Origin of the sequence: Paraburkholderia sp. 22099, assembly GCF_052045835.1 — a bacterium.
Classification (GTDB): domain Bacteria; phylum Pseudomonadota; class Gammaproteobacteria; order Burkholderiales; family Burkholderiaceae; genus Paraburkholderia; species Paraburkholderia terricola.
Map to the genome: position 1 here is coordinate 146,128 of NZ_JBQEPU010000006.1, position 21,136 is coordinate 167,263.

The following is a 21,136-nucleotide window of genomic DNA, read 5'->3' on the forward strand; positions in this document are numbered from 1 at the left end:
TATTGATTGGCCGTTCGGACGAAATTCGGGCCTAAACCGAACCCGTTATAATTCGTCGATACATTTCCTTTAAAGGCTCACGCGACGATCTGGCGTGAGATCCGCCATGCTTTTTCCCACAGAATTTGACGTAATCGTCGTCGGAGGTGGTCATGCCGGCACCGAGGCTGCATTGGCTTCGGCGCGCATGGGCAATACGACGCTGCTGCTGACGCACAACATCGAGACCCTCGGACAGATGAGTTGTAATCCGTCGATTGGCGGCATCGGCAAGGGCCATCTCGTGAAGGAGGTCGATGCGCTAGGCGGTGCAATGGCGGCCGCGACGGACGAGGGCGGCATCCAGTTCCGCATCCTCAATTCGTCGAAGGGGCCGGCCGTTCGCGCGACGCGCGCTCAGGCAGACCGTCTGCTCTATAAGCAGGCAATCCGGCATCGGCTGGAGAATCAGCCGAACTTGTGGCTATTCCAGCAAGCCGTCGACGATTTGATGGTCGAGGGCGACCGAGTAGTCGGCGCGGTTACGCAGGTGGGCATTCGTTTTCGCTCGCGCGCAGTGGTCTTGACGGCTGGGACGTTCCTCGACGGCAAGATTCATGTCGGGTTAAACAACTATACCGGCGGCCGTGCCGGTGACCCCGCTGCGGTGTCCTTGTCCGCGCGACTCAAGGAATTGAAGCTGCCGCAAGGCCGACTCAAGACCGGGACGCCGCCGCGCATCGACGGACGCACGATCGATTTTTCCAAGCTCGAAGAACAGCCGGGCGACCTGGATCCGGTGCCCGTGTTCTCGTTTCTCGGGCGCGTTGAGCAGCATCCGCGGCAAGTGCCGTGCTGGGTCACGCACACCAATGAGCGTACGCACGACATCATCCGCGGCGGGCTCGACCGCTCGCCCATGTACACGGGCGTCATCGAGGGAGTGGGGCCGCGCTATTGCCCATCCATCGAGGACAAAATCCATCGCTTCGCGACGAAGGAATCGCACCAGATTTTCCTTGAACCAGAAGGGCTGACGACGAACGAGTTCTATCCGAACGGCATTTCCACGAGCCTTCCGTTCGACGTACAACTGGAACTGGTGCGGTCGATGCGCGGTTTGGAGCACGCGCATATCCTGCGGCCAGGCTACGCGATCGAATATGACTACTTCGACCCGCGAGGACTCAAGGCCTCGCTGGAAACGAAAGCGATCAACGGGTTGTTCTTTGCGGGTCAAATCAACGGCACGACCGGTTATGAGGAAGCTGCCGCGCAAGGTTTGCTCGCGGGCATCAACGCCGGATTGCACGTGCAGGGCAAGGAAGCCTGGTGTCCTCGCCGCGACCAGGCGTATCTCGGCGTGTTGGTCGACGATCTCGTGACCCGTGGCGTCTCCGAGCCGTACCGGATGTTCACGAGCCGCGCGGAATATCGTCTGAGTTTGCGTGAAGACAACGCCGATATGCGCCTGACTGAAATCGGGCGCGAGCTCGGCATCGTCGACGATATCCGGTGGAACGCATTCAGCCGTAAGCGCGACGCGGTTTCACGTGAAACAGAGCGGCTCCGCACAACGTGGGTCAATCCTAAGACGTTACCTGCGGAGGAAGCGACGGCATTACTCGGCAAGCCGATCGATCACGAGTACAGCTTGGCCGATCTACTGCGTCGCCCGGGCATCAGCTACGACGGCGTTTGCGCTTTGCGCGCAGGCACGTGTGGAGCGCCCGAAGTATTGGCCGAAGACGACGTGCTGCGCGCTCAGATCAAGGAACAGATCGAGATCGGCATTAAGTATCAGGGCTATATCGACCGCCAGGCCGGTGAAATCGAGCGCAATGAGGCGCACGAAAGCACGAGGTTGCCGGACGGCCTGGATTACGCCGAAGTCCGCGGGCTGTCGTTCGAGGCGCGCCAGAAGCTGACGCAGTTCCGCCCCGAGACCATTGGACAGGCGTCGCGCATTTCGGGCATCACGCCGGCGGCGATCTCGTTGCTGATGGTGCATCTGAAGCGCGGTTTGGGACGCCGTCCGGCGAAACCGGCTGCGCCTGACACCGACACTACGCCGGTAACGCAATGACTGTGAGCCAGAAGGGAGGCAGTAGGGAAGCGTTGGCGCCGTTGCTGACGGATGGTGCGCGCGAACTCGGCCTCGATCTGAGCGACGCCCAACTCGGCAAACTGCTCGATTACGTCGCCTTGCTGTCGAAGTGGAACGCCGTCTACAACCTGACGGCGATTCGTGATCCGCGGCAAATGCTGATTCAGCACATTCTGGATTCGCTCTCGATCGTGCCGCACCTGGCGCCGCGCGGTCCGTCCTCGGCGCTCGACGTGGGTTCCGGCGGTGGTCTGCCGGGTATCGTGCTGGCGATAGTTTTGCCTGAATGGACCGTCACTGTGAATGACATCGTTCATAAGAAGACGGCTTTTCAGGCTCAGGCCAAGGCCGAACTTGGCTTGGCGAATCTCTCGGTGGTGACTGGCCGCGTGGAAACACTGCGGCCGGGCGCCGAAGTTCCGGCGAAGTTCGACGTAATCGTCTCGCGCGCATTCGCAGAGCTCACGGATTTCGTTACACTGGCCCGTCATCTGGTTGCCGAGCACGGTGCAATCTGGGCGATGAAAGGGCAGCGTCCCGACGATGAGATCGAACGCTTGCCGGCGGGCGCCCACGTGGAACAGGTCATCCGGCTGAATGTGCCGGCGCTGGACGCCGAACGGCATCTGATCAAGGTTGTCGTGGACGCCGGGAACTGACGACCGCCGCTAGCCTCACGCGTCCGATACCAATAGCGCTTTTTATTTCATCCAGGCAGCAAAAGGGACACTCCAACGATGGCAAAAATCTTCTGCGTTGCGAACCAGAAAGGCGGCGTCGGCAAGACGACGACCGCAGTCAATCTGGCCGCGAGCCTGGCAGCGCAGGAACAGCGAGTCCTTCTCATCGATCTGGACCCGCAAGGCAACGCCACGATGGGCAGCGGCATCGACAAGGGCGCGTGTGCGAACACCGTCTACGAGGTGCTCGTGGATGGCGTGGCGGTGAGCGACGCGCGAGTGCGGCCGGAAGCTGTCGACTATGACGTACTGCCCGCGAACCGCGAACTGGCCGGAGCGGAGGTCGAGCTGGTCAGCGTCCAGAACCGTGAGCGTCAACTGAAGCTCGCGCTGGCCGCGGTCGAGGGCGAATATGATTTCGTGCTGATCGACTGCCCGCCGGCTTTGTCGCTGCTCACGCTCAACGGCTTGTGCGCCGCACACGGCGTCGTCATTCCAATGCAATGCGAGTACTTCGCGCTCGAAGGTTTGTCGGATCTGGTCAACACGATCAAGCAGGTACACGCCAATCTGAACCGTGACCTGAAGGTGATCGGCCTGCTGCGCGTGATGTTCGATCCGCGCATCACTTTGCAACAGCAGGTTTCGGATCAGCTGAAAGAGCATTTCGGCGACAAGGTATTCGATGTGGTGATCCCGCGCAATGTTCGTCTCGCCGAGGCGCCCAGCTATGGATTGCCGGGCGTCGTATTCGACAAGGCGTCGCGCGGCGCGCAGGCGTATGTGCAGTTCGGCGCGGAAATGATTGAGCGGGTGCGCGCACTGAATAACGCGCCCCAGGCGTCCTAAGCGATCGAGGAAGCACGATGAATGCAGTAGCAAGGAAGAAGGGGCTGGGCCGCGGGCTGGAAGCGTTGCTTGGCGGCAGTGCGGACATTACAGAGGCCGTGACGATCGAAGGTGCGCCGCACGTGCTGCCGCTCAGCAAGTTGCAGGCGGGTAAGTATCAGCCGCGCACGCGCATGGACGAGGGCGCGTTGCAGGAGCTCGCGGCCAGCATCCGTGCCCAGGGGCTGATGCAGCCGATCCTGGTGCGCCCCGTATCGGCGGACAAGTACGAGATCATCGCCGGGGAGCGTCGTTTCCGTGCGGCGCGCCTTGCGGGCCTCGACGAAGTGCCTGTGCTGGTGAAGGACGTGCCTGACCAGGCCGCTGCGGCGATGGCGCTGATCGAGAACATTCAGCGCGAGGATCTGAATCCGCTCGAAGAAGCGCAGGGCATTCAGCGCTTGCTCGATGAGTTCAACTTTACGCACGAGCAGGCGGCGGAGTCGGTCGGTCGGTCGCGTAGTGCGGTCTCGAACCTGCTGCGCCTGCTCAACCTGGCAACGCCTGTGCAGACCATGTTGTTGGCCGGCGACCTCGACATGGGGCATGCTCGCGCATTACTGGCTGTCGACGCCGCGACGCAAATCACGCTTGCCAATCAGGTCGTCAATAAGCGCATGTCGGTGCGCGAAACCGAAAAGCTGGTGACGTCGACCACCAAAGCGGCGCCGGCGGTTAAGGCGCGCGCTAATCCCGATGGCGGCCGCGATACGCGGCGACTCGAAGAGGAACTGTCGGATCTGCTCGCGGCAACGGTAAAGATCAAACTCGGCCGACGTGGTCGAGGGCAGGTGCTGGTGGATTTCGGTGACCTTGACGCACTGGAAGGCATTCTTGTCCGCTTGCGTGGTAATGCCACGGCGTAAGCAGGGTGATGTGCGCTGAATCTGCACGTAGCGGCCATTCTTGGGTTGCCAGCTCGAGTTCATGGCGACTGTAACCATCGCCGAATCTGAGTATCGAACGATGTTGACGGATCTGGAGTGCGACTGCGGGATCGGCTGGATTCCTAATTGATTCGGCGCCCGATGTTCGGAATCGTTGAACTGTGAGAGATGTGCGCGTCTATGCCTCCACCGCGACGGCTTCTCAGATGTCCACCCAAGGCGACGAAAAGCACTGTCTGTTGCATTTCAGAGACGTCTGTCGCCGCGCTTGCGCCGCCTGTCGATGAGTGCAGGCGCGCCGGATTCAATGCGTATATTTGATTGTCCCCCAAGCCGCCTTACATTCACCGTATTTTCATGCATCGGAAGGTGGTTTCCGCATCGTGAGCAGCGTTTTCATACCGGTTATTGAACGGCCTAAAGTCTTGAATTGCCTGCAACTATCGCTTACAATCGCCCGGATTTAATTGCACGGCAACCCCGTAAGCGCAGCGAAAGCTCGCGGGCTGGAACAAGACTTTCGGAACACTGCGATGGCGGTCAAAGCGTCGAATCAAGCGCCGAAGAATGGGCACGACGAACACCGCGCTGAACGCGCCGCTTCCGATGCGTCCACCGGTCCGCACGTTGCACCTGGCGACGCGTGGGATGTCGAGCAACAAGATAACAATATCGTTCCGCTCACGCGGGCCGAGGCTGAGAAGCTGTTTGGTCCCAATGTGAGTCGTCCGTCGCGCGTTACGCCGTTTAAGGTTGTGGCAGCGCAAATGGTTTTGTCCCTGGTTGCTACGCTGGTGTGGTGGCTGTTTTACAAGCCGCCGGGCGCTGCTGCGCTGTCCGCGTTCCTGGGAGGAGCGATCTGCTGGTTGCCGGGCGCGTTGTTCGCGGCACGACTGAGAACGTTGAGCGGCGCGGAAACAGTGATGAGCTGGATGATCGGCGAAGCGCTCAAGATGGGGACAACGATCGCGATGTTTGTGGCCATCGCCTTCTGGTATCACGACGTACGCTGGGTGCCGCTGCTCGTGACCTACCTCATCGCGCTCAAGACGTACTGGATCGCCCTCGCCTGGCGCTAGTTCGCGGCAACAAGGTAGCAGCAAAAAATTCAGGCCGGCGCGCAGCGCTGGTAAGGCGTGCGGATACGGTACGATCCGCACCCGGCGCGTTTCCGCAAGAGAGCATCGCCGCGGGAACGGCCTAAGACGATTTTCGACAATTTGGGTGGCTTTAACGATATGGCAGCTAGCGAAGGCACGCGCGCAATGGATCCGTCCGAGTACATCGCGCACCACTTGCAGAACTTTTCCACCGGACACCAGACGTCGATTTTCGACATCCACGTGTGGAATCTGGACACCCTTTTCTGGTCGATCGTTTGCGGTCTGGCCACCATCTTGATTCTGCATTTCGCTGCCCGCAAGGCGACGTCCGGCGTGCCGGGCCGATTCCAGTGCGCAGTCGAAATGCTGGTCGAAATGGTCGAGGATCAATCGAAGTCGATGATCCACGGCACGCGCACCTTCATCGCGCCGCTGGCGTTGACCGTGTTCGTGTGGGTCGCGCTGATGAACGCCCTCGACTTTATCCCTGTCGACCTGCCGGGCCACGTGATCGACTGGCTGGGCCTCTCCGGAGTCATCTCGCATCACCGCATCGTGCCGACCGCCGATCTGAACGGTACGCTCGGCATCGCCCTCGGTGTCTTCGCGCTGATGATTTACTACAACTTCAAGATCAAGGGCGCCGGCGGCTTCGTGCACGAACTGCTGTCCGCCCCGTTCGGCGCGCATCCGCTGCTGTGGATCCCGAACCTTGCACTGAACATCATCGAGTTCGTCGCGAAGACGGTCTCGCTCGGCATGCGGCTGTTCGGCAACATGTACGCGGGCGAACTGTTGTTCCTGCTGATTGCCCTGCTCGGCAGCATCTGGAGCTTCGGCGCGGACACGACGGTGCTTGGCTTCATCGGCCACGTGATCGCCGGCAGCGTGTGGGCCATCTTCCACATCCTGATCGTGCTGCTGCAGGCGTTCATTTTTATGATGCTGACGCTGGTATACATCGGCCAGGCACACGACACGCACTAACCCGCGCTGTCGACCAAAGAATCGCAGTTTTCAAATCCAGTTCCAACCAGTTCTAAAAGACTTTTCACAAAGGAGTGATCATGCAAGCTTTCATCGCCAACATCCAGGGTCTGACCGCCATCGGTATCGGCATCATCATCGGCCTGGGTGCAATCGGCGCCTGTATCGGTATCGGCCTGATGGGCGGCAAGTACATCGAAGCATGTGCGCGCCAGCCGGAACTGATGAACCCGCTGCAAACCAAGATGTTCCTGCTGGCTGGTCTGATCGATGCGGCGTTCCTGATTGGCGTTGGTGTGGCAATGCTGTTTGCGTTCGCGAACCCGCTGCTGTCGAAGCTGGCAGGCTAAGGTTCCTCGGAAGTTTGCGCCTGAGCTATAACTGGTGAAGGCGCAGGGCGGAACGGGCACTCGGGCGCTGATCGAAGACAGAATCGATGAGCGCCTTGCCGTTTCACTTTTCCGAACTAGCAACGTTTAAGGAAACACCGTGAATCTCAACGCAACCCTGTTTGCGCAAATGGTCGTGTTCCTGATCCTCGCGTGGTTCACGATGAAGTTCGTGTGGCCGCCGCTGATCAACGCCCTCGACGAGCGCTCAAAGAAGATTGCTGACGGTTTGTCTGCCGCTGAAAAGGGCAAGGCTGAACTCGAAGCCGCTCACAAGCGCGTCGACCAGGAACTGGCTCAGGCACGCAACGACGGTCAGCAACGTATTGCTGACGCAGAAAAGCGCGCTGTGGCAGTCGCTGACGAAATCAAGACGCAAGCACAAGCCGAAGCGGCCCGCATCATCGCGCAAGCGAAGGCCGACGCGGAACAGCAAGTCGTCAAGGCGCGCGAAACGCTGCGCGGTGAAGTCGCCGCATTGGCTGTGAAGGGCGCTGAACAGATCCTGAAGCGTGAAGTCGACCAGGCAGCTCACGCTGACCTGCTGAATCAACTGAAAGCCGAGCTCTGATCATGGCCGAACTTGCAACCATCGCCCGTCCGTACGCAGAAGCGCTGTTTGGCGTGGCCGAAGCTGGTGACATCGCCGCCTGGTCCACGCTCGTGCAGGAGCTGGCACAGGTTGCGCGTCTGCCCGAAGTGCTGTCGATCGCCTCGAGCCCGAAAGTAAGCCGCGCCCAGGTCAGCGAACTGCTGCTGGCCGCGGTCAAGTCGCCGCTCAAGGACAACGCGCAAGCGAAGAACCTGGTGCAAATGCTGGTCGATAACCATCGCTTGCAATTGCTGCCGGAAATCGCCGTGCAGTTCGAAGAGTTGAAGAACGCCCGCGAAGGGGCGGCAGATGTGCTGATCGTCAGCGCATTCCCGCTCGAAGGCGCGCAGTTGAACGACCTCGTCGCAAGTCTCGAACGCAAGTTCAAGCGCAAACTGAAGCCGACGGTCGAAGTCGACTCGTCGCTGATTGGCGGCGTGCGCGTGACGGTTGGCGACGAAGTGCTCGATACCTCGGTCCGCGCGCGGCTTGCCAGCATGCAAACGGCTCTGACGGCCTGAAGCGCCTCTTGCGCTGAAGCGGCTGGCACGCAACAGAATTGACTATCAGGAGCGAATAATGCAACTCAATCCCTCTGAGATCAGCGAGCTGATCAAGAGCCGGATCCAGGGTCTTGAAGCGAGCGCGGACGTTCGCAACCAGGGCACTGTGATCTCCGTGACCGACGGCATCGTGCGTATTCACGGCCTGTCGGAAGTGATGCAGGGCGAAATGCTCGAATTCCCGGGCAACACGTTCGGTCTCGCACTGAACCTCGAGCGCGACTCGGTCGGCGCCGTGATTCTGGGTGAATACGAACACATTTCGGAAGGCGACATCGTCAAGACGACGGGCCGCATTCTGGAAGTGCCGGTGGGTCCGGAACTGCTCGGCCGCGTGGTCGACGCACTCGGCAATCCGATCGACGGCAAGGGCCCGATCAATGCAAAGAAAACCGACGCAATCGAAAAGATCGCGCCGGGCGTGATCTGGCGTAAATCGGTTTCCGAGCCGGTCCAAACCGGGCTGAAATCGATCGACGCGATGGTGCCGGTTGGCCGTGGCCAGCGCGAGCTGATCATTGGCGACCGCCAGTGCGGCAAGACCGCGGTCGCAGTCGATGCGATCATCAACCAGAAGGGCAAGAATCTCTTCTGTATCTACGTCGCGATCGGCCAGAAGGCTTCGTCGATCATGAACGTGGTGCGTAAGCTGGAAGAAACCGGCGCGCTGGAATACACGATCGTCGTGGCAGCTTCGGCTTCGGAATCGGCTGCGATGCAATACCTCGCGCCTTACGCGGGCTGCACGATGGGCGAGTACTTCCGCGATCGCGGGCAGGACGCGCTGATCGTCTACGACGACTTGACCAAGCAAGCTTGGGCATACCGCCAGATCTCGCTGTTGCTGCGCCGCCCGCCGGGTCGTGAAGCTTATCCGGGCGACGTGTTCTACCTGCACTCGCGTCTGCTGGAGCGTGCTGCTCGCGTCTCGGAAGAGTATGTCGAGAAGTTCACCAACGGCGAAGTGAAGGGCAAGAGCGGTTCGCTGACGGCGTTGCCGGTCATTGAAACGCAAGCAGGTGACGTGACGGCGTTCGTTCCGACGAACGTGATTTCGATTACCGACGGCCAGATCTTCCTGGAAACCGATCTTTTTAACGCAGGTATCCGCCCGGCGATCAACGCCGGCGTGTCGGTGTCGCGCGTCGGTGGCGCAGCTCAAACCAAGGTCGTGAAGAAGCTGTCGGGCGGTATCCGTACCGACCTCGCGCAGTATCGTGAACTGGCTGCGTTCGCGCAGTTCGCCTCGGACCTCGACGAAGCCACCCGTAAGCAACTGGAGCGCGGCCGCCGCGTGACGGAACTGCTCAAGCAGCCGCAGTATCAACCGCTGCAAGTGTGGGAACTGGCGATCTCGCTGTTTGCCGCGAACAACGGCTACCTCGACGATCTGGAAGTCGCACAGGTGCTGCCGTTCGAAAAGGGCCTGCGCGAATACCTGAAGTCGAGCCACGCTGACCTGATCAAGCGCGTCGAAGACACCAAGGAACTCTCGAAGGACGACGAAGGCCTGCTGCACACGGCCGTCAAAGACTTCAAGAAGTCCGGCGCTTATTGATCCGCGAGTGACCCGCAAGGCATAAACGGACCTTGAAGCGGCGCGGGCCGCAGGCAACTGAACCCGCGCTGCTTCGATCAAGGAGCAAGCAATGGCTGGAATGAAGGAAATTCGCGGCAAGATCAAGAGCGTGCAGAACACGCGCAAGATCACGAAAGCGATGGAGATGGTGGCCGCATCGAAGATGCGCCGCGCTCAGGAGCGCATGCGCGCTGCTCGCCCGTACGCCGACAAGGTCCGCGATATCGCTGCACACATGAGCCGTGCGAATCCCGAGTATCGTCACCCGTTCATGGTGTCGAACGAGGGCGCGAAGACGGCCGGCATCATCCTCGTCACGACCGACAAGGGTCTGTGCGGCGGCATGAACACCAACGTGCTGCGTGCGTCGCTGCAGAAGTTCAAGGAACTGGAAGGCCAGGGCAAGACGATCGAGGCAACCGCGATTGGCACCAAGGGTCTCGGTTTCCTGAACCGTCTGCGCGCGAAGGTGGTGTCGAATGTCGTGCATCTGGGCGACACGCCGCATCTGGAAAAGCTGATCGGCGCGGTGAAGGTTCAGCTCGACCTGTACTCGGAAGGCAAGGTTTCGGCGGTGTACCTGGCGTACACGCGCTTCGTCAATACGATGAAGCAGGAGCCGGTGATCGAGCAACTGCTGCCGCTGTCGGCAGACCAGTTCGAGCGCAAGGAAGAAGACGGCGCGACGCCGAGCACGCAGTGGGACTACATCTACGAGCCGGATGCGCAGGCCGTGGTGGACGAACTGCTGGTGCGTTATGTCGAAGCGCTGGTCTATCAGGCCGTCGCGGAAAACATGGCATCGGAACAGTCGGCACGAATGGTGGCGATGAAGGCCGCTTCCGATAACGCGAAGACGGTCATCAATGAACTGCAGCTCGTGTACAACAAGAGCCGCCAGGCCGCAATCACGAAAGAACTGTCGGAAATCGTCGGTGGCGCCGCTGCGGTCTGATCGTCAAGACGACAGGCAGGCCAACGCCGTGAGGCGGGCCCAACTGAGCGGCACCCCGAAACTGCGCCTTTGCGCGAGTGAAGAATTGAGTATCTAAAGGAAAAGCGATGAGTACTACTGCTTTGGTAGAAGGCAAGATCGTACAGTGCATCGGCGCGGTGATCGACGTGGAATTCCCGCGTTCGGACATGCCGAAGATTTACGACGCGCTCATTCTCGAAGGTTCGGAACTGACCCTCGAAGTCCAGCAACAGCTGGGCGACGGCGTCGTCCGTACCATCTGTCTGGGTGCATCCGACGGTCTGCGCCGTGGCACGACGGTGAAGAACACCGGCAAGCCGATCAGCGTGCCGGTCGGCAAGCCGACCCTCGGCCGGATCATGGACGTGTTGGGTCGCCCGATCGACGAAGCCGGCCCGATCAATTCGGACGTGGTTCGCGGCATTCACCAGAAGGCTCCGGCGTTCGACGAACTGTCGCCGTCGACGGAACTGCTCGAAACCGGCATCAAGGTTATCGACCTGATCTGCCCGTTCGCGAAGGGCGGCAAGGTGGGTCTGTTCGGCGGCGCCGGCGTGGGCAAGACCGTGAACATGATGGAACTGATCAACAACATCGCGAAGGAACACGGTGGTTACTCCGTGTTCGCCGGCGTTGGCGAGCGTACCCGCGAAGGGAACGACTTCTATCATGAAATGAAGGACTCGAACGTTCTCGACAAGGTCGCGCTGGTGTACGGCCAGATGAACGAGCCGCCGGGCAACCGTCTGCGCGTCGCGCTGACCGGTCTGACGATGGCCGAGCACTTCCGCGACGAAGGCCTCGACGTGCTGTTCTTCGTCGACAACATTTACCGTTTCACGCTGGCAGGCACGGAAGTGTCGGCACTGCTCGGCCGTATGCCGTCGGCAGTGGGCTATCAGCCGACGCTGGCTGAAGAAATGGGTAAGTTGCAAGAGCGTATTACGTCGACCAAGACCGGCTCGATCACGTCCGTTCAGGCCGTGTACGTCCCTGCGGATGACTTGACCGACCCGTCGCCGGCTACGACTTTCGGCCACCTCGACGCAACGGTCGTGTTGTCGCGTGACATCGCATCGCTGGGTATCTATCCGGCTGTGGACCCGCTCGATTCGACCTCGCGTCAGATCGACCCGAACGTGATCGGCGAAGAGCATTACTCGATCACGCGCGGCGTGCAGCAAACGCTGCAGCGCTACAAGGAACTGCGCGACATTATCGCGATTCTGGGCATGGACGAACTCGCGCCGGAAGACAAGCTCGCCGTCGCGCGCGCTCGTAAGATCCAGCGTTTCCTGTCGCAGCCGTTCCACGTTGCGGAAGTGTTCACGGGTTCGCCGGGCAAGTACGTGCCGCTGAAGGAAACGATCCGTGGCTTCAAGATGATCGTCGACGGCGAGTGCGACCACCTGCCGGAACAAGCGTTCTACATGGTCGGCACGATCGACGAAGCCTTCGAAAAGGCCAAGAAGATCCAGTAAAGGTCGGGTGTAACCAAGCGGGCGCCGGCCTCGCGCGTATCGCTGCCTTCGCGGTGGCGCAACGCAAAGCCGGCGCCTCTTACTACGCTCAACCCAGGAGTCGACATTTATGGCAACTATCAAGGTAGACGTCGTCAGCGCGGAAGAGCAGATCTTCTCGGGCCAGGCGAAGTTCGTCGCGCTGCCGGGCGAGGCGGGTGAACTCGGCATCCTGCCGGGCCACACGCCGCTCATCACGCGGATTCGTCCGGGTGCGGTGCGCATCGAAGCTGAAAACGGCGAAGAAGAGTTTGTGTTCGTCGCCGGCGGTATTCTCGAAGTTCAGCCGGGCGCTGTCACGGTTCTCGCCGACACTGCAATTCGCGGCAAGGATCTCGACGAAGCCAAAGCTGAAGATGCACGCAAGCGTGCGGAAGAAGCGCTGCAGAACACGGGCTCGAACCTCGAATACGCTACCGCGCAAGCGGAACTGGCGTACGCAACGGCTCAACTCGCGGCAATCCAGCGCCTGCGTAAGCTGCGCGGTCAGAACTAGGCAATACGTATCAGAGAGAAAGCAGCCTCCTCGGCTGCTTTTTTTTGATCGTCACTTGACGTTTACGGAAGGGTAATCAAAATTGCGCAATAGAATCGATTGATGCCTGGCCGTACTGGTCCCCGGATGCGCTGCGGGTAAGACTTGATGCCGTATGGAGATGCGCCGGTGGCACAATCGATTTCAAATCCATTTCAATAGGGCGAGCTTTCGCTCACGGAGACAACACCATGGCAACGCATGTGTCAGGCGAGGGCGCACTTATCGAACCCAGAGACGGGTTGTCGTACGTCCGTGGATCGACCGATATTCCGTTGAGCGATGCGACGATCGGTCAGTTTCTGCGCGACACGGCAGCGCGTTTTCCTGACCGTCCTGCCGTGGTGTTTCGCGAGCAGGGTATTCGCTGGACGTGGAAGGAGTTTGCGGAAGAGGTCGACGTGCTGGCCGCAGGATTGCTTGCGCTCGGCATCGTGAAGGGCGACCGCGTCGGTATCTGGTCACCGAATCGAGTGGAATGGGTGCTCACGCAGTTCGCGACGGCGCGCATCGGCGCCGTACTCGTCAACATCAACCCGGCCTATCGGCTCGCCGAACTCGAATATGCGCTGAACAAGGTCGGCTGCAAGGCGATTATCGCGGCCGAGCGTTTCAAGACGTCGATGTACCTGGAGATGCTGCAGGCGCTCGCCCCGGAGTTGGCCACGCACGCGCCGGGCGACCTGCATGCTGCGAGGCTGCCCGATTTGCGCTATGTGATCCGCATGTGCGACACGGAAACGCCGGGCATGCTGAGCTTCTCGGATGTGATCGAGCGGGGCCGCGCGACGCTGGACGTCGCAAGGCTCGATGGAATCGGCGCCACGCTTTCGTGCCATGAGCCGATTAACATCCAGTTCACCAGCGGCACGACGGGTAATCCGAAGGGCGCGACGCTGACGCACAGCAACGTCGTCAACAACGCGCGCTATATCGCGATGGCAATGCGGCTGACCGAGCAGGATAGCCTGTGCATCCCCGTCCCGCTTTATCACTGTTTCGGCATGGTGCTCGCGGTGCTGGCGTGCGTGTCGGTCGGGGCGAACATGGTGTTTCCGGGCGAAGCTTTCGATCCGGCCGCAACGCTGGCCGCCGTCGCGGAAGAAAAGTGCACCGCGCTGCACGGTGTGCCGACCATGTTCATCGCTGAGCTCGATCATCCGAACTTTGCCGATTACGACCTCTCGCATTTACGCACCGGGATCATGGCCGGCTCGCCATGCCCGATTGAGACGATGAAGAAGGTCGTTTCGAAGATGCATCTGAGCGAAATCACGATCGCCTACGGCATGACGGAAACAAGCCCGGTGTCGTTTCAGAGTTCGACCACCGACCCGCTCGACAAACGCACGACGACCGTTGGCCGCATTCAGCCGCATCTCGAAGTGAAGATCATCGATCCGCTCGGTGCGATCGTGCCGGTTGGCGAGACCGGCGAGCTATGCACCCGCGGCTATTCAGTTATGCAAGGCTACTGGGGGGATGAGGAGAAGACGCGGGAAAGCATCGTGGACGGCTGGATGCATACCGGCGATCTGGCGACGCTCGACGCGGAAGGCTATTGCAACATCGTCGGCCGCCTCAAGGACATGCTGATCCGTGGCGGTGAGAACATCTATCCGCGGGAAATCGAAGAATTTCTGTTCCGTCATCCGAAGATCCAAAGCGTGCAGGTGTTCGGCGTGCCCGATGCGAAATACGGCGAGGAAGTGTGCGCGTGGATCGTGTTGCGGTCGGGCGAGCAGGCCACCGCCAAAGAGATCCAGCAGTTCTGCCAAGGCCAGATTGCGCACTACAAGGTGCCGAAATACATCCGCTTCGTCGACGAACTGCCGATGACGGTGACGGGCAAAGTGCAGAAATTCGTCATGCGGGAGCGCATGATTAGCGAATTGAAGGTGAAGGAAGATAAAACGGCTTGAGGCTCAGCGCGGGCGCAAATCTCGCGTTGTGCTGGATGGACCAGCCGCCGCGCACGCTCGCAAAACAACTCGCAAACGTTTGGCAAGACGAAAAAAAAGCGGGCCTGGAGCCCGCTAAAAACCACACGCTACGGGGTTAGCGCGAGGAGACCAAAGTAGGAACCGACTGAGACGACGACCCGGCGTCGACTACGGCCCCAGCAGGGATGCCCCTTTACAGGGCTTCGGCATACGCCGACCGGCAAGTGCAAAGTATCCGCTCACACCGCGCACCCAGCCACATCCGTGTTGAAACCGTTGAGGGCATTGTGGGCGAATTAACCTTTGAGCGCGGTAACAAATTGTTTCAGGTTGTAACGCCCGCCAGATAAGGCGTTGCGGGATTTATTGCCAAAACGAAACCTTTAAAACGTAAATTTTACCTATGACTCGACGGCAATTTCATACGCCCGATTGATGCTATTCGCGAAGCATATTGCGGCGTAAATTGTTAAGTCGATTCCGCATGAACTCGTTGCACACTCACCTTTTTGCCGCCGATCGCCTTTGTTACAGGTGCTTTTCGAAACCGCTCGAAAATCGTCCCATGTGCGATGGCAACGACATTGCATCGCAGCACCGAACCCAGCCGGCGGGCCGGTGCAGAGGGCCGGTTCGCTGCGAAGACAAGCGTCCGCGCCGTTCTGCGTACGGTTAAGCGCGCTGAGGGCCGTTACACGATTGTGCGACGAACATCGAACCATCAGCGCCTTCTAATCCCGCCTTTTCCGTCGGAATTGAAAGGGCGGCCGAGCGCAAAGCTCTATTTCAGCCACTTATCCGCAATCGTCTGATATTCGCCGGTTGCGCGGGCCAGGTGCAACCACTGGTCCACGTACTGCTGGAGCGCGACATCGCCACGCGGCAACAGCCACGCCTTCTCGCCGTACTGGAACGGCTTGTCTGGATGCACCGAGCAAAGGCCTGGATTGAGCTTTTGCTGCAGCAGGGTCTCGGATGCATCTGTCACCATGACGTCCGCCTTGCCCGCGAGAATCTGCTTGAAGATCGTGACATTGTCCGGATAGACGGTGACGGCCGCGTGCGTGAAATACTGCTTCGCGAAACGCTCGTTCGTGCCACCTGGATTGACGATCACGCGCGTTGCCGGTTGATCGATTTGCGCCACCGTTTGATATTTGCTGACGTCGTCGCACCGAACGATCGGCGTCTTGCCGTCCACCATATACGCCTGCGTGAAGAACGCACGTTTTTGCCGCTCGAGCGTGGGCGAGACCCCGCCGACGCCGATATCGCATTTCGCCACGAAGTCGTTCATCAGGTTCGGCCACGACGTTTTGACGTACTCCACCTTCACGCCGAGCGATTTAGCTAGCGCCTCCGTCATGTCGACGTCGATACCTTCGAACTGGCCATCCGACTTATAGAAGGAGTAAGGCTTGTAGTCGCCGGTCGTGCAGGCGCGCAACGTGCCGCGAGCGAGAATGTCGTCGAGTCGCGAAGCGGCCGCGGCGGGGGCGCTGGTCTGCGCGTTGGCCGCGCCTGCGTAAATCAGAGCGCCGGCCAGGGCGCCGAGCAATGCGATTGCTGCCTTGTTCATGGAGTCTCCTTGGTTGTTTCGTCGTTGTTTGATAAGACCGTCGGATGATAGCCAGGCAATTTTCCCTTGAACATCGGCCGTTCGGCCAGGTCATGACGCGGCGGACGGTAGGCCCACAACCGCGGGATAAGCGGCCGCGACCGATCCGGGCGACAGTTATTGCCCGCATCGAGCACGATGCGGCGAGCCGGCTCCGGTAAAATGCCCCTTTGCTCTCAGTCGTACGCAACGTGGCCCATACCCTCCTGAACGACACCTTCCTGCGCGCGCTGCTGCGCCAGCCGACCGACTACACCCCTGTCTGGCTGATGCGGCAAGCCGGTCGCTACCTGCCGGAATACAACGCCACGCGCGGCCGCGCGGGCAGTTTCCTGGCTCTCGCCAAGAACCCGGCGTTCGCGACGGAAGTCACGCTGCAGCCGCTCGAGCGTTATCCGCTCGACGCCGCGATTCTCTTCTCCGACATCCTCACGGTGCCCGACGCGATGGGCCTCGGCCTCGAATTCGTGACCGGCGAAGGGCCGCAATTCGCCCGGCCGGTGCGCACGGAAGCCGACGTGGCGCGCCTCGCGGTGCCGGATATCGACGCCACGTTGCGCTACGTGACCGACGCCGTGCGCGAAATCCGCACCGCGCTCACCGACGCGCAAGGCCGTCAACGCGTGCCGCTGATCGGCTTTTCCGGCAGCCCGTGGACGCTCGCGTGTTACATGGTCGAAGGTAGCGGCTCAGCGGACTTCCGCACCGTCAAGTCGATGCTGTATGCGCGCCCGGACCTGATGCATCGCATTCTCGACATCAACGCAAAATCTGTTGCGGCGTATCTGAATGCGCAGATCGAAGCCGGCGCGCAGGCGGTGATGATTTTCGACACGTGGGGCGGAGCGCTGGCCGACGGTGCGTATCAACGTTTTTCACTGCATTACATTCAGCAAGTGGTGGCCCAGTTGAAGCGCGAGCACGACGGCGAGAAAGTGCCGGTGATCACCTTCACGAAAGGCGGCGGCCTGTGGCTCGACGAAATCGCGGATACCGGCGTGGACGCGGTCGGGCTCGATTGGACCGTCAACCTGCGCAAGGCACGCGAGCGCGTGGGCAGCAAGGTCGCGCTTCAGGGCAATATCGATCCGTCGGTGCTGTTCGCGCCGCCGGCTTCGATCCGCATGGAAGCCCGCGCCGTGCTCGACAGTTTCGGCAACCATCCGGGCCACGTTTTCAACCTCGGCCACGGCATCTCGCAGTTCACGCCGCCGGAAAACGTCGCCGAACTCGTGGACGAAGTGCACCGTCATAGCCGTGCAATTCGCAGTGGCGCTCATGCACCAGCATGAAGCCGTAATCGTTGCCATTTTTGTTGCAGCGCAATGAACTGGGCTCTCGACCTAAGGGAAAGTTCGGGGGCAAGAGGCCGTCAGTTGGCGATCTTGCGGTTGTCAAGACTTGACTTATACACATTCATTGCGCTGCGGCGCGGTAGAAGCTTTCGTCGCCCGCCAGCCCTTGCACATCGCGGGCGCATTTGATCCAAGCCTTATCTGGCAAGGGTTTCGCGGGGCCGCCGTGGAGTGTGCGGAATCCCACAGAAGGCCGCTGCGACGCGGCTTCCAGCCCTTCGAGGCAAAGTTCTCAACAAAGTTATCCACAGCCAGAGAGCCGGGTGCAATTGTTCTGCGGAATCCAAAACTTAGCGGCGAAGTTGAAGCTTTACCTTAACTTCGAAGAGTTCGCTGTCTGCCGACGCGACGCGACCATGCGGCATTCGGCCGCGTCGCTTCAATCATTCTGCATAGCCGCGTGAGCGAAGTATTCGTTCGTGTCGCGCTGGATCATCCGCTGCCGACCCTGTTCGACTATCGCTGCGACACACCCGAGGCGGTCGCGCCGGGCGTGCTGGTGAGTGTGCCGTTCGGCAAGCGTCATGTGGTGGGGCTCGTTTGCGAAGTGGTTGCTCACAGCGACGTGCCGGCCGACCGTCTGCGGGATTTGCATGGCGTCTGCACCGCTTGCCCGCCGTTGTCGCCGCACTGGCTGGGTTTGGCCGCCTTCGCCGCCGACTATTACCAGCGTGGCCTCGGCGAAGTGGCGCTGCCCGCGCTGCCGCAGGCGCTCCGCGACGCCTCACGCTGGGCGCGCCTGTTCGCGCCCGAGGAACGTTACCGAATGACGCCCGAGGGTCGTCGCGCATTGCCCGATGCGTTGCCCGCGCGCGCCAGCGCGCTGAGAAAGTTGGCCCAGGCGCTGGCCGACGCCGAATCCCTGCTTGCCGCGGATGCCCGCGCGCTTCATCCCAAGGCCATCGCCACGCTGAACGCATGGCAAGCGGAAGGCTGGGTCGCACTGGACGTCATCGAAGCCGCCGCGGTGCTTGCGCCGTCTTCCGCCGACGCGCCGGCGCCCCTGCTGCCTACCCTCACCGACGAACAGTCGGCCGCCGTGGACGCGATCCGCGACGCGAACGGTTTCGCGCCCTTCCTGCTGCACGGCGTGACGGGTAGCGGCAAGACCGAGGTGTATCTGCGTGCGCTCGCCGAGATTCTCGCCGCGAAGCCCGACGCCCAGGCGCTCGTCCTCGTGCCCGAAATCAATCTGACGCCGCAGTTCGAGGCGGCTTTCCGTGCGCGCTTCGCCGCCCTGGAAGGCACGTCGATCGTCACGCTGCACAGCGGTCTCGCCGAGGGCGAACGCGCGCGCAACTGGTTCGCCGCGCACACCGGACGCGCGCGCATCGTGCTCGGCACACGGCTGGCGGTGCTCGCGTCGTTGCCGAAGCTCGCAATCATCGTCGTCGACGAGGAGCACGATCCGGCCTACAAACAACAGGAAGGTTTGCGCTATTCGGCGCGCGATCTGGCGATCTATCGCGCCAAGCAACTCGGTTTGCCGGTCGTGCTCGGTTCGGCCACGCCGTCGCTGGAGAGCTGGTGGCAGGCCGATCAAGGCCGCTACAAGCGCCTCACGTTGTCGCGCCGCGCGGTCGCCGATGCCGTGCTGCCGACCGTCAAACTGATCGATCTAGAAGAAGAGCGCCGCCGCGGGCGGGCCTCGGTGGAGGGATTGTCTGGGCCGCTGATCGCCGCTTTGAAGGCGCGGCTCGAGCGCGGCGAGCAAAGCCTCGTGTTTCTCAACCGGCGCGGCTATGCGCCGCAACTCGCCTGCGACGCCTGCGGCTGGGTCGCCGGCTGTCCGCGTTGCAGCGCTTACGTGGTGTTGCACAAGCCCGAACGCGCACTGCGCTGCCATCATTGCGGCTGGGAATCGCGCATTCCGCGCTCGTGTCCGGATTGCGGCAACGTCGACATCGCGCCGATGGGACGCGGCACGCAACGCGTCGAGGAAACGCTGGCGAGCGCGGTCCCCGGCGCCCGTGTGCTGCGTATCGACGCCGACAGCACGCGCCGCAAAGGCAGCGCCCAAGCGCTGTTCTCCGACGTACATGCGGGCGAAGTCGACATCCTCGTCGGCACGCAAATGATCGCGAAGGGTCACGACTTCCAGCGCGTGTCGCTGGTCGGCGTGTTGAACGCCGACACCGCGCTGTTCTCACACGACTTCCGTGCGAGCGAACGCCTCTTCGCGCAGTTGATGCAGGTGAGCGGCCGCGCTGGCCGCGCCGGTTTGCCCGGCGAGGTGCTGGTGCAAACGCGCTATCCGCGCCACGCGCTGTACCACGCGCTCGGGCGGCATGACTACGTCGGCTTCGCCAATTCCACGCTGGCCGAGCGGCGCGACGCGCACTTGCCGCCGTTCGTCTATCAGGCGTTGCTGCGCGCCGAAGGGCGCACGCTCGAAGCCGCGCTCGCGTTTCTTCAACAGGCCGCCGCGGCGCTCACGGAGATTCCGGCGGCCGAACGCGTGACGGTTTATGACGCCGTGCCGCTCACCATCGTCAAGGTGATGCACGTGCATCGCGCGCAGTTGCTGATCGAAAGCGCATCGCGGGCCGCGTTGCAGGCCACCTTGCGCGCATGGCAGCCGCTGCTGCGCGGAATGAAAGGCGTGTTGCACTGGAATCTCGAAGTCGACCCGCTCGACATCTGACACCGGCCGGCAGGCGTCGTCGTCAATATCGCCAGCGGCTGCGCGCGGTTCGCGCACGGGTTCGCACCGTATTGGAATAGCTCGGGACAGGGCTCGCAACGGACGTGGCCGTCCGCCTCGCCAGCACCGCCGACGCACGCGAGGCAGCGTGTGCGCCCCGCTGCGCAAGCTGCCGGTATCGCGCCGAAGATCGATATTCACTCGAGCAGAGCATGCCGGTCTCGCTGTTTCGGGTTCGGATCGCGCGAGCGTGGAGGACAGGCGGCGTTGCCGTCTGCATGACCCGCCCGTGTCGGCCGGCGACGCGCTCGCCTAGTTCAAGCCGGTCTTTCCCAACTGAGGGGCGCACACCCGTTCGCCGCCAAACGCCAACCCGGCGGTGCGTTCCATGCTCGCTTCGCTGTCAGTCGGAAGACCGGCGCCGCTATGTCGATCGCGAGTCGCCGGGCGGCTTCGCTCTTAATCGTTCAGCGCGGCCCGCGCATCGCCCGCCGATGCACGCGAAGCCGGGCGCGTGCGTGCGTTGGAGACCCGCTTGCCCGAGCCGCCCGTCGCGCCGCGAATGAACAGCACCGCGCAAGTCGCGCACATCATCCAGATGCCCAATACCACCAGCCACTTTTCCATTTCCCGAGTCCTCTGAAACCCCGTACTGTTTTTGTGTGCGTGCCGTGAGGCCCGCCTCCGCTGTGTCCTGTATAACGGCACGCGCAGTGACTCTGATAAGGGTAAATGCAAAAAGAAACACGCCAGGGAAAGTACTGAGCGCCACCGCCGTTGCCGCGCGCCGC

The 21,136-nt window shown here is 61.4% G+C and carries 18 protein-coding genes; 16 read left to right on the top strand and 2 right to left on the bottom strand.

What is annotated here, in order from left to right; translation table 11 throughout:
- Nucleotides 1-106: 106 nt before the first annotated feature.
- The 14 genes from mnmG (at nucleotide 107) to ACTJLC_RS08310 (ending at nucleotide 14,707) form a co-directional block, all read left to right on the top strand.
- On the top strand, nucleotides 107-2,065 hold the full coding sequence (gene mnmG, locus ACTJLC_RS08245) for a tRNA uridine-5-carboxymethylaminomethyl(34) synthesis enzyme MnmG (protein WP_440843551.1): 1,959 nt from the start codon (nucleotides 107-109) through the stop codon (nucleotides 2,063-2,065).
- The gene (gene rsmG / locus ACTJLC_RS08250) at nucleotides 2,062-2,745 is read left to right on the top strand and encodes a 16S rRNA (guanine(527)-N(7))-methyltransferase RsmG (protein WP_440843553.1); all 684 of its coding nucleotides are present in this window, start codon (nucleotides 2,062-2,064) and stop codon (nucleotides 2,743-2,745) included. Before mnmG ends, rsmG begins: the two co-directional genes overlap by 4 nt.
- A gap of 78 nt (nucleotides 2,746-2,823) precedes the next feature.
- Nucleotides 2,824-3,615 carry a ParA family protein gene (locus tag ACTJLC_RS08255; protein WP_083086018.1) on the top strand — a complete coding sequence of 264 codons (792 nt, stop codon included), beginning with the start codon at nucleotides 2,824-2,826 and terminating at the stop codon, nucleotides 3,613-3,615.
- Nucleotides 3,616-3,632: 17 nt separating this feature from the next.
- The gene (locus tag ACTJLC_RS08260; RefSeq protein ID WP_114163362.1) at nucleotides 3,633-4,520 is read left to right on the top strand and encodes a ParB/RepB/Spo0J family partition protein; all 888 of its coding nucleotides are present in this window, start codon (nucleotides 3,633-3,635) and stop codon (nucleotides 4,518-4,520) included.
- 554 nt (nucleotides 4,521-5,074) lie between these two features.
- On the top strand, nucleotides 5,075-5,620 hold the full coding sequence (locus ACTJLC_RS08265; RefSeq protein ID WP_310131182.1) for an ATP synthase subunit I: 546 nt from the start codon (nucleotides 5,075-5,077) through the stop codon (nucleotides 5,618-5,620).
- 159 nt (nucleotides 5,621-5,779) lie between these two features.
- A complete protein-coding gene (atpB, locus tag ACTJLC_RS08270; protein ID WP_073427842.1) occupies nucleotides 5,780-6,631 on the top strand; it encodes a F0F1 ATP synthase subunit A in 852 nt (283 codons plus the stop codon).
- A gap of 80 nt (nucleotides 6,632-6,711) precedes the next feature.
- Nucleotides 6,712-6,981: a F0F1 ATP synthase subunit C gene (gene atpE, locus ACTJLC_RS08275; protein ID WP_007180033.1), complete on the top strand. Its 270-nt coding sequence runs from the start codon at nucleotides 6,712-6,714 to the stop codon at nucleotides 6,979-6,981.
- A 139-nt stretch (nucleotides 6,982-7,120) separates the two neighbouring features.
- Nucleotides 7,121-7,591, top strand: coding sequence for a F0F1 ATP synthase subunit B (locus ACTJLC_RS08280; RefSeq protein WP_073427841.1), 471 nt, complete (start codon nucleotides 7,121-7,123; stop codon nucleotides 7,589-7,591).
- Between the two features lie 2 nt (nucleotides 7,592-7,593).
- Nucleotides 7,594-8,133, top strand: coding sequence for a F0F1 ATP synthase subunit delta (locus tag ACTJLC_RS08285; RefSeq protein WP_073427840.1), 540 nt, complete (start codon nucleotides 7,594-7,596; stop codon nucleotides 8,131-8,133).
- Nucleotides 8,134-8,191: 58 nt separating this feature from the next.
- On the top strand, nucleotides 8,192-9,733 hold the full coding sequence (atpA, locus tag ACTJLC_RS08290) for a F0F1 ATP synthase subunit alpha (protein ID WP_073427839.1): 1,542 nt from the start codon (nucleotides 8,192-8,194) through the stop codon (nucleotides 9,731-9,733).
- A gap of 91 nt (nucleotides 9,734-9,824) precedes the next feature.
- Nucleotides 9,825-10,709 (top strand): F0F1 ATP synthase subunit gamma, encoded by an 885-nt coding sequence (gene atpG, locus ACTJLC_RS08295; protein WP_073427838.1) that lies wholly within the window; start codon nucleotides 9,825-9,827, stop codon nucleotides 10,707-10,709.
- Between the two features lie 107 nt (nucleotides 10,710-10,816).
- On the top strand, nucleotides 10,817-12,211 hold the full coding sequence (atpD, locus tag ACTJLC_RS08300) for a F0F1 ATP synthase subunit beta (RefSeq protein ID WP_073427837.1): 1,395 nt from the start codon (nucleotides 10,817-10,819) through the stop codon (nucleotides 12,209-12,211).
- A gap of 109 nt (nucleotides 12,212-12,320) precedes the next feature.
- Entirely contained in the window at nucleotides 12,321-12,746 is a 426-nt protein-coding gene (locus ACTJLC_RS08305; protein ID WP_073427836.1) for a F0F1 ATP synthase subunit epsilon, read from the top strand.
- 230 nt (nucleotides 12,747-12,976) lie between these two features.
- On the top strand, nucleotides 12,977-14,707 hold the full coding sequence (locus ACTJLC_RS08310; protein WP_440843559.1) for an AMP-binding protein: 1,731 nt from the start codon (nucleotides 12,977-12,979) through the stop codon (nucleotides 14,705-14,707).
- An 802-nt stretch (nucleotides 14,708-15,509) separates the two neighbouring features.
- On the opposite strand, the gene ACTJLC_RS08315 is transcribed toward ACTJLC_RS08310, so the two are convergent.
- Nucleotides 15,510-16,307 carry a transporter substrate-binding domain-containing protein gene (locus tag ACTJLC_RS08315; RefSeq protein WP_440843561.1) on the bottom strand — a complete coding sequence of 266 codons (798 nt, stop codon included), beginning with the start codon at nucleotides 16,305-16,307 and terminating at the stop codon, nucleotides 15,510-15,512.
- A gap of 230 nt (nucleotides 16,308-16,537) precedes the next feature.
- Between ACTJLC_RS08315 and hemE the strand changes: the two genes are divergently transcribed.
- Nucleotides 16,538-17,638, top strand: a complete 1,101-nt coding sequence (gene hemE, locus ACTJLC_RS08320; protein ID WP_073427930.1) for a uroporphyrinogen decarboxylase — start codon at nucleotides 16,538-16,540, stop codon at nucleotides 17,636-17,638.
- A 463-nt stretch (nucleotides 17,639-18,101) separates the two neighbouring features.
- The gene (locus ACTJLC_RS08325) at nucleotides 18,102-20,345 is read left to right on the top strand and encodes a primosomal protein N' (RefSeq protein ID WP_440843563.1); all 2,244 of its coding nucleotides are present in this window, start codon (nucleotides 18,102-18,104) and stop codon (nucleotides 20,343-20,345) included.
- Nucleotides 20,346-20,804: 459 nt separating this feature from the next.
- On the opposite strand, the gene ACTJLC_RS08330 is transcribed toward ACTJLC_RS08325, so the two are convergent.
- A complete protein-coding gene (locus tag ACTJLC_RS08330; RefSeq protein WP_167363269.1) occupies nucleotides 20,805-20,972 on the bottom strand; it encodes a hypothetical protein in 168 nt (55 codons plus the stop codon).
- Nucleotides 20,973-21,136 lie beyond the last annotated feature (164 nt).